The organism is Bartonella sp. DGB1 (assembly GCF_041345015.1).
In the GTDB taxonomy this organism is placed as follows: domain Bacteria; phylum Pseudomonadota; class Alphaproteobacteria; order Rhizobiales; family Rhizobiaceae; genus DGB1.
Window position 1 is genome coordinate 1,328,865 of sequence record NZ_CP166769.1, and the last position, 12,846, is coordinate 1,341,710.

The 12,846-nt window shown below is 31.6% G+C and carries 9 protein-coding genes; 3 read left to right on the top strand and 6 right to left on the bottom strand.

All coding sequences use genetic code 11. From position 1 onward, the window contains the following. Positions 1–5: 5 nt before the first annotated feature. The 3 genes from ptsP (at position 6) to prmC (ending at position 4,676) form a co-directional block, all read left to right on the top strand. Positions 6–2,282: a phosphoenolpyruvate--protein phosphotransferase gene (gene ptsP / locus AB6T46_RS06625; protein WP_370931350.1), complete on the top strand. Its 2,277-nt coding sequence runs from the start codon at positions 6–8 to the stop codon at positions 2,280–2,282. Between the two features lie 455 nt (positions 2,283–2,737). Next, complete coding sequence (prfA, locus tag AB6T46_RS06630) at positions 2,738–3,811, top strand: peptide chain release factor 1 (RefSeq protein ID WP_370931351.1); 1,074 nt, start codon at positions 2,738–2,740, stop codon at positions 3,809–3,811. Position 3,812: 1 nt separating this feature from the next. Then, positions 3,813–4,676: a peptide chain release factor N(5)-glutamine methyltransferase gene (gene prmC / locus AB6T46_RS06635; RefSeq protein WP_370931352.1), complete on the top strand. Its 864-nt coding sequence runs from the start codon at positions 3,813–3,815 to the stop codon at positions 4,674–4,676. Positions 4,677–4,692: 16 nt separating this feature from the next. On the opposite strand, the gene glmM is transcribed toward prmC, so the two are convergent. From glmM to AB6T46_RS06665, 6 genes are all read right to left on the bottom strand, one after another. Further along, positions 4,693–6,060: a phosphoglucosamine mutase gene (gene glmM, locus AB6T46_RS06640; protein WP_370931353.1), complete on the bottom strand. Its 1,368-nt coding sequence runs from the start codon at positions 6,058–6,060 to the stop codon at positions 4,693–4,695. A 163-nt stretch (positions 6,061–6,223) separates the two neighbouring features. After that, on the bottom strand, positions 6,224–8,155 hold the full coding sequence (ftsH, locus tag AB6T46_RS06645; protein WP_370931354.1) for an ATP-dependent zinc metalloprotease FtsH: 1,932 nt from the start codon (positions 8,153–8,155) through the stop codon (positions 6,224–6,226). A 75-nt stretch (positions 8,156–8,230) separates the two neighbouring features. Further along, entirely contained in the window at positions 8,231–9,547 is a 1,317-nt protein-coding gene (gene tilS / locus AB6T46_RS06650) for a tRNA lysidine(34) synthetase TilS (RefSeq protein ID WP_370931355.1), read from the bottom strand. Next, positions 9,544–9,999, bottom strand: a complete 456-nt coding sequence (locus tag AB6T46_RS06655; protein ID WP_370931356.1) for an OmpA family protein — start codon at positions 9,997–9,999, stop codon at positions 9,544–9,546. The genes tilS and AB6T46_RS06655 overlap by 4 nt, the downstream gene beginning before the upstream one ends. Positions 10,000–10,015: 16 nt before the next feature. After that, positions 10,016–11,329 carry a hypothetical protein gene (locus AB6T46_RS06660; RefSeq protein WP_370931357.1) on the bottom strand — a complete coding sequence of 438 codons (1,314 nt, stop codon included), beginning with the start codon at positions 11,327–11,329 and terminating at the stop codon, positions 10,016–10,018. 86 nt (positions 11,330–11,415) lie between these two features. After that, positions 11,416–12,837, bottom strand: a complete 1,422-nt coding sequence (locus AB6T46_RS06665; RefSeq protein WP_370931358.1) for a hypothetical protein — start codon at positions 12,835–12,837, stop codon at positions 11,416–11,418. Between the last annotated feature and the right edge of the window lie 9 nt (positions 12,838–12,846).

Genomic DNA, 12,846 nt, shown 5'->3' on the forward strand with positions numbered 1-12,846 from the left:
AATCAATGCTAGATAATTTAGTTGATCCCAAAGCCAAAGCTTTACTAACTAATTTACGTCTTTCTTTAACTGAAAATCATCATCCACAACAACGGCTTAATGATATCGTAGAAAAAATAGCTTCGTTTTTAAACACGGATATTTGTTCTATATATATATTACAAGCTGATGATTCGCTACAATTATATGCTACTAAAGGTTTAAATCAGGAGGCTGTTCATAAAGTTCGTTTAGTTCTAGGACAAGGTTTAATAGGAACAATTGCGGCCTCTAACCGTATCTTAAATTTAAAACATGCGCCAGATCACCCTAACTTTTATTACGTTAAAGAAACTAATGAAGATGATCTATCCGCCTTTTTAGGTGTGCCTATTTTACGCATGGGTAGATGTTTTGGTGTATTAGCTATTCAGAGTAAAGAACAAAAATTATATTCTGATGAAGAGTTAAATGCTCTAAAAACTAGCGCTATAGTTTTATCTGAATTAATGAGAGCTGGTGAATTACCCTTTTTTGAACAAAGCCGTTTTGCTTATGATCTTTTTCAGCCTTTATCTTTAGCTGGCGTATCTTTAAATAAAGGTTTAGCGATTGGTTCAGTAATTTTACAAGAACCAATAATAGTTATAGATAAGATCTTAAATGACAATGTTGAACAAGAGTTAATAAGACTACAGACAGCTTTAGAAGAAACAAGACTATTAATAAATAATATGCTTAACCGCATAGATATAGTGAATACAGAAGAATCTAAAGATATTCTTGAAACCTACAAAATGTTTGCTTACGATAAAGGCTGGATTAATAGAATTGAAGCATCTATACAGCAAGGTTTTAGTGCAGAAGCATCTGTAGAGAAAGAAAGAAACGAAATTAAAGCACGTTTCCAACGTATTCAAACACCATATCTTAAAGAAAGATTTTCTGACTTTGAAGATTTATGTAATCGCCTACTAAGAATATTAATGGGTAAAAATACGCAAATAGAAGCTAAAAATTTACCTAAAGGCTCTATTTTAATAGCTAGGTCACTTTCAGCAGCACAATTATTAGACTATCCTAATGGTCATCTCACTGGATTAGTTTTAGAAGATGGTAGCCGACATAGCCACGTTACTATAGTAGCGAAATCTTTAGGAATTCCTGTAATTGGTCAAATAGATAATATTACTGAGCTAGCAGCCAATGGTAATAAAATTATACTAGATGGCGATCTAGGTGAATTACATTTAAGACCAAGTGAAGAATTAGAGCAAAAATACAAAATTAAAGATCAGCTTAATCAAGCTAAGGTTTTATCTTATCGACAACAAAAAGATACAGCTACTATTACCAAAGATGGTGTTGAAATTAAATTATTTCTAAATGCTGGTTTATCTGTTGATCTTAAACATCTTGAAGAAACTGGAGCAGCTGGTATAGGGTTATTACGTACTGAGCTCCACTTTATGATGGCTAATCACTTACCTAGGTTAGAAACTCAAGAACAATTTTATCGATCTATAATAAATCAGGCTAAAGGTAAACCTGTAATTTTTAGAACTTTAGATGTAGGAAGTGATAAACATTTATCATATTTCCCTAATAAGTCACTGGAGCAAAACCCCGCATTAGGCTGGCGTGCTACTAGGCTTGCATTACAACGCCCTGCTTTATTACGTAATCAATTAAGAGCACTGTTACGGGCTAGTAATGAAATAGATTTACATATCATGTTTCCGCTTATATCTGAAGTTTTTGAACTAAAAGCGTTAAAAGCCTTGGTAGATAAAGAATTAGCTTACTTAAATAACTTTGGTTATAAGACACCTAAAAAATTATATTTAGGTTCCATGATAGAAGTCCCCTCATTATTGTGGCAATTAGATGAATTATTTAATGCTGTAGATTTTGTATCTATTGGATCTAATGATCTATTTCAATTTTTTGTGGCCGCTGATCGTTGTAATAAATTATTAAGTGATTATTTTGATCCTTTATCTGGTTCTTTTCTACGCTGTTTGTTAAATATTATTCAAGCAGGAGAACGCCATAAAAAAACTGTCAGTTTATGTGGTGAAATGGCGAGCGATCCATTAATGGCGATGGCTCTTATAGGGTTAGGCTTGAAACAATTTTCAGTAAACGCTATGAATTTTGGTGCTGTAAAAAATATGTTAATTTCTTTAAATGCGAAACAGCTACAAGCAGAATTTATAAAAATAATTCAGCAACCAATTACTACAGCTTCTTCAAGAGAATGGTTAGAAAAATTTGCAAAAGATAATAAAGTTGAGTTATAAAGGATAAATTAAAGGCTTTAACATGATAACATTTTTATAACATGTCTACCACAAACTGAAAAATTAGATCTAACGATCTATTTCAATCTTATGGCAAATGGCAATTATAATAAGTTATTACGTAATAATTTTAATTCTTTATCTCATTACTTCCTCGCTGTTTGTTAACCATTATTCAAACAAGGAACGTATAAAAAACTGTTAGTTTAGGTAGTGAAATGACAAGTCATACATTAATAGCAACCATGTTGTGATAAAATTAAACAATTTTCAGTAAACGCCATAAATTTTGGTACATAAAAATATATTAATATCTTTAAATGCTAAACAACTGCAAATAAATTTATAAAAATAATTCATAAACTAATTGTCACAGCTTCTTTATGAGAATAGTTAGAAACATTTGCAAAAGATAATAAAGTTAAGCTATAAAAGAGTAAATTAAAGGTTTTAAAATGATAACATTTTCATTAACACGTCTAGAACAAGTTGAAAAAAGATTTCAAACCATAGAACATCAACTAACACAAGATATCGACCCTTCAACTTATGCTTCACTGGCTTCTGACTATGCAGAACTACAAGAGCTTGTTATGGCTATCCGTAATTGGAAAAAAGCTAACCATGAACTTAATGATATTGAGCAATTACTAAAAGATACTAATGCCGATAGTGATATGAAAATAATGGCTCAAGAAGAAAAGTTAGCGCTACAAACACAAATAGAAGAATTAGCTCAACAGATCAAACTTCTCATGCTACCTAAGGACGAATCTGATAGTAAAAATGTTATCTTAGAAATACGCGCTGGAACAGGTGGACTAGAAGCGGCTTTATTTGCCGGAGACTTGTTCCGTATGTATGAAAAATATGCCGCTTCCAAAAAATGGAAAGTAGAAATTGTATCTACCAGTGAAGGAGATGCAGGAGGCTTTAAAGAAATAATAGCATCAATATCTGGTAAGTCTGTTTTTTCCTATTTAAAATTTGAATCGGGTGTACATCGAGTTCAGAGAGTTCCAGATACTGAGGCTTCCGGGCGCATTCATACCTCTGCCGCAACCGTGGCTGTATTACCAGAAGCTGAGGAAATAGATATTGAAATAAAAAATGAAGATATAAGAATAGATACTATGAGAGCCTCTGGTGCTGGTGGACAACATGTTAACACTACAGATTCTGCTGTAAGAATAACTCACATTCCTACTGGTATTATAGTTGTACAAGCAGAAAAATCACAACATCAAAACCGTGAACGTGCGATGCAAGTCTTAAGATCTAGACTTTACGACATGCAAAGGCAACAAGCAGAAGCAGAAAGATCAGCTCATAGAAAAGGACAAGTAGGCTCTGGAGATCGTTCAGAACGTATTCGTACTTACAATTTTCCACAAGGTCGCGTAACTGATCATCGCATTAATTTAACCTTATATAAATTAGATAAAATATTAGAGGGCGATCTGAATGAGTTAATCTCCGCCTTGATAACAGATCAACAAAGTAAGTTATTAGCTGAAATGGATCAATGAATTGAACGGGATTTCCTTATCAAAATTATGGCAACAGAGCAAATTAAAACTTGAAATTCTATGTAACGATGATAATAGAAATATTATTTATCTGGAAGGTAGATTATTATTAGCATTTGTCTGCAAAATTCACTGGCAAGAAATTTTTCTTAATCCTGATAAAATTATCGCAAACGATAAAGTACAACTACTGAATGATTATCTTGAACGATTAATTAACCAGGAGCCTATATATCGTATTATAGGCTGTAAAGATTTTTATGGAAGAGAATTTAAATTTTCTAACAATATTTTAGAACCACGAGATGATACTATTGCTCTGATAGAATTAGTAAGACCCATATTAGTCAAACAGAACCATCTTACTGCTCTAGACATAGGATGTGGAAGTGGCATCATAACTGTAACTCTCTTAGCTGAATTTCCTCACTTGGAAATGACAGCGGTAGATATTTCCGCAGAAGCATTAAAAATCACTCTTGATAATGCTATTACTCATCAAGTTAATGATCGCCTTACCTTAATTAATAGCGATTTATTTAACAATCTAACTGGTAAATTTAACTTAATTATCTCTAATCCACCTTATTTAAGTCAAGATGATATGAATAACCTTGATAATAAAGTTAAAAATTTTGACCCGCATATAGCTTTATTTGGCGGCGAAGATGGATTAAAATTCTACAAAAATATTGCTAAGCAAGCTAAAGATTTTTTAGCTAATAATGGATATATAGCTGTAGAAATAGGTAAAGGACAAGCTACGGATATAATTAAAATTTTTACTAATGAGAATTTCAACTTTTTACAATATAACAAAGATCTAGCGGGGATAACTAGAGCTTTATTATTTCAGAATGATTAAACAAATCACTAATAAATTAATTTTTATTTAGATTATTACTTTTAATTACATCTTCTAAATTATCAATTATTGTTTTTATTAGATCTCTGTCATCACCTTCTCCCATGATTCTAATGAGCGGTTCAGTGCCCGAAGGACGAATAACCAAACGACCTATATTATGTAACTTAGCTTCTGCCTCTTTTATTACCTGTTTTACTTTTTCATTATTAATAATATTTTTATTAATAATAGGTATATTTTTATAATATTGCGGTACTTTTTCAAATTGATGTGCTAATTGACTTAAAGTTTTTTGCTGTTCTTTTGCATAACCAATAACCTGTAAAGCAGCTATCAAACCATCACCCGTAGTCGCAAAATCAGATAATACTACATGTCCAGATTGTTCACCACCCACGTTATATCCATTTTTCCGCATATATTCCACGACATAACGATCACCTACTTGTGTTCTAATTAAATCCAGCCCTTTACCATTTAAAAAACGCTCTAGACCAAGATTAGACATTATAGTGGCAACTACTCCACCCCCTCGTAATTTTTGCTCTTCCATCCATTTTCGCACAATAATAGCTAGTAACTGATCTCCATCTACTATATGACCATTTTCATCAACCATTACTACACGATCAGCATCACCATCTAATGCCATCCCCATATCAGCTCTAGTTTCTTTTACTTTTTTTATCAAAGAATCTAAATTAGTAGAACCACAACCCTGATTAATATTAAGGCCATTTGGTTGATCATTAATCGTTATTACTTCAGCACCTAATTCCCACAATGCACAAGGAGCCGCTTTATAACCAGCACCATTAGCACAATCCACGACTATACGTAATCCTGATAAAGAAATATTACCTAGAGTTCTTTTAGCAAATTCAATATATCTATAAATATCACCGCTAACTCTTCTTGTTCTACCAATATACTCATCTTTTGCAAAATATTTAGTTAGATCACTCTGCATTAATCTTTCTATTTTCAATTCTAACTCATCAGAGAATTTATAACCATCAGGACAAAATAACTTAATACCATTGTCATAATAAGGATTATGAGATGCAGATACCATCACCCCTACATCAGCGCGCATAGATCTACATAACATTGCTACCGCAGGTGTAGGAATAGGACCGAGCAGAAAAACATCAGCAGCTACTGCTGTAAAACCAGATACCAAAGCATTTTCTAACATATAACAAGATAAGCGTGTGTCTTTACCAATAACCACTCTTAATGGTTCATTTACATCTTTACCGGCTTGTTGTTTCAATATAGTACCAACAGCCATACCTACTTTCATAGCTATATCTGGAGTAATGGGATAACTATTTGCTCTTCCTCTAATACCATCAGTACCAAATAATTTTCTCATCAACAAAACTCCTTATAACAAAATGTTAAAGTCAATTATCGTTATTCAATAAAAATTATAAAATAACGATAATTGACACTATAGAACAAATTATTAACTTATTTAATATTCCTGCTAACTTAACCAAATTTCTCACTAATAATAGAACGTTCATTCTATTATTAGTTTAAGAATTACTTTTTTGATTGTCTACTTCACCAGCATCATCATTAGATTTTTTTACTTTTTTTATAGTCCTTTTTTTAGACTTTGGTAAAGCTACTGAATTGTTACTTTCTTCTAAAGGACTATCTTCTCTAACTAACTTTTCCCCTAGCATAACTTTTTGTATTTCTTCACCAGTTAGAGTTTCATATTCTAACAAGCCTAAAGCGATAGCATGCCATTCTTTTCTATGAACTGTTAAAATACGTATAGCCTCTTGATATGCTTCATCAATAAAGCGCCTTATTTCCTTATCAATTAATTTAGCAGTATCATCGGATAAAGGCTGACTCGAATCATAGCCAAAATGAGATTCCTCTGGTGATCTTCCATATGCTACTCGTCCTAAACTATCTGAAAAGCCCCAACGCATTACCATAGAACGCGCTAATTTAGTTGCTTGTTCAATATCAGACGAAGCACCTGAAGTAATAAAATCCTTACCAAATTGCAATTCTTCAGCTACCCTGCCCCCCATCATTATCACTAGACGTGATAACATCCAACGATAACTGACTGAATATCTATCTCCTTCTGGTAATTGCATTACCATACCTAAAGCTCTACCACGAGGTATAATAGTAGCCTTATGTACAGGATCGGCATGTGGTACATGTAAAGCCACTACTGCATGCCCCGCTTCATGATAAGCAGTGAGTTCTTTTTCAGCTTGTGTCATAGCATTACTACGACGCTCTGCACCCATCATTACTTTATCTTTAGCATCTTCAAACTCTTGCATGGTAACTAATCGTTTATTACGACGAGCAGCCATTAGTGCAGCTTCATTGACTAGATTCATCAATTCCGCTCCTGAAAATCCAGGAGTTCCACGTGCTAATATTTTTAAATCTACATTTGGCGCAAGCGGTACATTACGAACATGAACTTTTAAAATTTGCTCTCTGCCTATAACATCTGGGTTAGGTACAACTACTTGACGGTCAAAACGCCCCGGTCTCAATAAAGCTGGATCCAAAACATCAGGTCTATTTGTAGCTGCAATTAAAATAATACTTTGGTTAGCTTCAAAACCATCCATTTCTACTAATAATTGGTTTAACGTTTGTTCACGTTCATCATTACCACCACCAAGTCCAACACCTCTTTGTCTACCAACGGCGTCTATTTCATCAATAAAAATTATACAAGGTGAATTTTTTTTAGCCTGTTCAAACATATCTCTAACACGGCTAGCACCTACACCGACAAACATTTCAACGAAATCAGATCCTGAAATACTAAAAAAAGGTACATTTGCCTCACCCGCTACAGCACGAGCTAATAATGTTTTACCAGTTCCTGGAGGACCAACTAATAAAACACCCCTAGGTATACGACCACCCAATTTTTGAAATTTCTTTGGATCCTTTAAAAAATCTACTATTTCCTCTAGATCTGCTTTTGCCTCATCTACTCCAGCAACATCACCAAAGGTAACTTTTCCATGCGCTTCATTTAATAATTTTGCTTTAGATTTACCAAATCCTAAAGCACCCTTACCGCCCCCTTGCATTTGTCGCATAAAGAATATCCAAATGGCTAAAATAATTAACAATGGTAACCAAGTTAAAAAATAACCTAAAAAACCATTACCTTCAGATGGAGCAGCGGCATTTATAATAACATTTTTCTTTTCTAAACGCTGAATCAAATTAGCATCGGCTGGAGTATAAGTAGTAAATTTATTATTATTTCGATAAACACCACTAACTCTTGGCCCTACCATATTTATTTCTTTTACTTCCTCATTATCAATCTTCTTTAAAAATTCAGAATAAGGAATATTCGGAACTTGATCACGTTTAATATCACCATTAATATATTGGAAAATAATAAAACCTAATAAAGCAAAGATAGCCCATAAGGCAAAATTACGGTAATTGAATGTCATTTTTTACTTATCTCACATCTTCAATAATATATTCTCTCTCTTAACATAAGAAATTAAATCTCTTTTGCCAAGATTTTATTGTTCAATAATAAAGTTATTAAAAGTATATTTGTTTTCTTTCCCCAACAAATCTGATAATTTTTTATAAATTTCAATATCATAAATATTCGTCATAAAATAAAATGGTTGTAATAAATATTCTACTTCTAAATTTTTATATTTCAAAAAACTTCCTGCTGGTATCTCAAAAACACCATATTCACTAGAAATTTTAACACCATCGGCAAAAAAACTTGCCGGCTCTATTAACAATTGATAATTTTGTTTATTCCTTATTAAAAATCTATTGTCCCATATTTTTTGACTATTTGGCAAAATTACCTGTGATTTTAAATGTCTTTTCTCTCTCGATAGAATTAATTCTGATTTAGATTTTTTTATTATACTACGTGCTATAGTTATAGATTTACCATTAGATAACTTAAGCAAATTATTAAATAGTTTTTCTTGATCAGACCATGATAATAAATAACTATTTCCACCAATTATAGATACTAATAAATTAACAGCAAAAGCTACTTTCTTTTTATAGGGCGCTTCGCCTAGCAAAGCAATAGGTAACAATAATTTACCGCTATCCCAGCTAATATTAAATGAAGATAATAAGCTCAAAGTTTCTTTATTTAAATTGATTCTTCTAGTAACCGCCGACTGTAAATTAACTCTATTGATATTAGGATTAATATTCTGCAGTAATTTTCTTACTCTTGGTCTTTCGTAGGCAAGATCTTCATTAGTTGGATCATCAACCCAAACTATTTTATTTGTTTTTAAATAATGACGTAAATCTGCTCGTTTAACATCTAATAATGGACGTAACAAAAAAAATTTATTAAATAAGATTGATATCGGCGGTATACCAGCTTCACCGCGTCCTTGACCTCTTATTTGTCTCATATAGATAGTTTCTTTTTGATCATCCCAAGTATGACCCACCCACAAATATTTAGAACCAATAACTTTCATATATTCAGTTAATAAAGTATATCTAGCAGTTCTAGCATGCATAGGTAAAGAATGTTCTGGCTTAGTATCTTGCCACTTAATTATTTTATGATGGATATTGTAACTTTTACAAAATTCTGCCACAAATTTAGCTTCATCAGCAGATTCTGCTCGTAAATCGTGATCAATAGTAACAGCATAAAGATTAGATAATAAGTTATTTTTTTTGAAATAATTATATAATAAAAATAATAATGCTAAAGAATCACCACCACCTGAAACAGCTACTGTAAATTTATTATTAGATAGAGAAATAGAGCTTAACTGAAGTTCAGTAAATTTATCAGTTAAAAAATTTTTTATTGAGGAATCTAATGAATCTATCACTTATCTTCAACCACTAATAGAACTTTACCACCTCCAGAACCACATTTACTTATAGTCTCACAACTATAATTAGCACCAACAGAAGTAATTTTTAAACGCTTTGAATCAATTTCATGTCCTAATAAATATTGCTGCACGGCTAAAGCTCTTTTATAACCTAATAAAGTTGCAAAATCATTAATATTGTGACTTCCAGCATAACCTACAATAAGGATATTCTTATTAAGATTTTGCTCTAACCAAGTTATTTGTTTTGCTAAAATTACCTTTGATTCTTCACTTAAGCTGTATATATTTTTATCAAATTTTATATTATTAGCTACTTTTTCTTGAGTTGGTTGCAAAATGCCCAACTCATAACTTCTAATATTTTTATTCGCACAAGCATATAAAGTCAAAAAAGATAAACTAATAAAAAATTTAATTATTATATTGTAATTTTTCTTAAACATATTTAACCTATAATTGCTAATGTAGATAGTAAGACCAATCTGCATCTTGAGCTACATTTGGCGTGTTGATAAGCGTTTCATTGTGACCAGAAATATCAATTTTATACAAATGTGGTGTTCCATCTAACCATTTAGTAAATATTATTTCTTGACCATTCGGTGAGAAAGATGCTCCATCAATATGCTCTGCTATTGATAAAATCTTCATTGCTGTTCCGTTAGGTTTCATAGTAGCCAAAGCAATATTAATATCATTTTTATATATAAAAGCTATGAGATCTCCATTTGGGCTCCAAACAGGTTTAAAATATTCTCCGGCATTTTTAGATATTCTTGTTAGTCCTTTACCATGAGAATTCATCACATATAGATCTTGTCCACCGTTAAGATCAGACGAAAAAACAATATATTTACCATCAGGAGAATAGAATGGAGAAATATCATTATATATACTAAATGTTAATTGTCGTTTACGTTTAGTTAATAAATCTAATTCATAAATATTAGACCCATTCCACTCATCAAATATACTTACTAACATACGTTGATTATCAGAAGAGATAGCTTGAGAAAAACCAATTCCATAATCGTCTAACAACAGTTCTTCTTGACCATTCTGTAAGTCTAAACTATATAATTTGGCTATATTATTAACAAATTTAAAATAAGTGATAAAATTATGTTTAGGTGATAATTTAGGTGACACTATCAAATCTTCAGAAGTAGGTAAATAACATATATTATTTCCATCTTGATCCATAATAACTATTTTATTTTTAGGTTCATAGACAGTACCTTGATTTTCTATATAAGCAATTCTACTATCAAAATTACTTTTTAAACTAAAAATTTTAGTATATAACATATCGGATATTATATGTGCGACATGATGCACGCCGGCCTTGGCAACAGTTAATTGACGAGCATCTAACTGTTTATTACGATAGACATCCCAAATTCTTACGTTAATCTGATATTTATCTTGTTCAAAATAGTCAACTGAGATTACAGTTAATAACTGTGCGTCTATTGTTTTCCATAAATTAAAATTAGGTTCTTTATTAATGGATAAATTTTCTATTTTATTAGCTGGAACAAAAGAAACCATATTAGTTTTAGTTAAATTATTAAATATCAATTTATATATTTCTGCGCCAGAGTCATCAACAGAAGCTATAGTTGGTATAGCTATACGAATAGGAGCAATATTTTTTCCTGAAATATTAATTATAGAAGTAGCATAAGGATTTATAGGAACAAAAAACAGACACACCGTACAGATGAAAATATATTTTTTAACAAGGTTAAAAGCAACTAAAAAATTTTGCATTTACTAATTTCCAAAATAACTAAATCTTAAATTAGATATAATGCATATTCACCCTTTTTAGCAAGGAAAATTACTATTAATTATAGTTAGTATCCATTTGGATAAAAATTAATTTGAATTTTTTCCCATAAATCATAACGTTCACTAGATAATTTAAATGGGCTACAAGCTATGATAGCTCTTTTTGCTGTAGATTCTAACATGTCAACCCGCTTATGTACTCCTTTTACCACAATCAATGGTTCACCTTTAATGGTACCATCTTTAAACATATTTAAATAAAAAATAATTACAACTTCATCCACTCTAGAACCGCCGATTATTTGCCATTGTGTTTCTAAACATTGCTTGAGACCTTCTAACTCTGCTCTATGCAATTGTTTACGCGCCTCATCATCTGACTGTTTTGTAGAAATATTCCGTAAAAAACTCTCCACATTTTCAGTTTCTAATGAATTTCTTATTTCTGTTCTAGATTTCTTATCATTCTCAACAGGTGTAGAGTCTACCTCTTCAAGCTCTTTTTCTATTGCTGCAACGTCTAATACCAACGATGTTTGTTCTTCGGTTTTAATTCGCTCTTTATTAGTCAAATCTACCGGTACGGGTATTTCTTCTTCCTTTTTCACTTGCTCTTCATTGGTTAAATCTACTGGTGAAGATATTTGCTCTTCCTTTTTAGCCCGCATTTTATTAGTTAAATCTACTGGTATAGGTATTTGCTCTTCCTTTTTAACCGGCTCTTTATTAGTCAAATCTACGGGTACAGGTATTTGTTCTTCTATTTTGGCCAGATCTTTATTAACCACATCTATTACCTTCTGCTCTGATTGTTGAAGGTTAATAGGCTCTTCCTCTGCTAAATCTAAATTTATTTTCTCCTCAGGAACATAAGCTTGAGTAATCAACGATTCAACTTCTGGCGATGAATCTTTTATTGCGATCGATTCTCTTAAAAAGTTGTCTTCTTTTTCTTTATCGTGGTTAATTGAAGCTAAATTTTCTTCCTCACCATCTATTGGCTCATTTATTGAGTCCACCTTATCCGCAACTTCATCAGCAACTATTTCATTTACCGGCGAGGATTTAACATCTGGTATAGATTCTTTCATCTCCTCTTGTATTATATTTTCCGCTATAACTTCTGCTGCTTTTGTAGAATTTTGCTGATGTTTATTCTCTATAACAGATGAATTATTATCCTTTTGTTCTATAGTTTCTTCTATATTCGCTGGAAAAGATATAACTTCATTTTCTAATTCTGTATTAGTTTCTATATCAGTCTCTATTTCTTTTTCCCCTGTAACTTTCGTAACAAATTCTACATTTTCCTTATCTTTTATTTCAATATCTTCTAGAGGTTTATCTAATTTTTGCTCAATAATATTATCTAACGTTATTGTTATAACCGGCTTATCAACTTCTTGATAAGGCGTTTTATGCCCTAAAAAGAAAGCCAAAAAAAGAAAAATATGAATTAATATAGCATATAAAAAGGGGCGTTTCATTTTATCCCT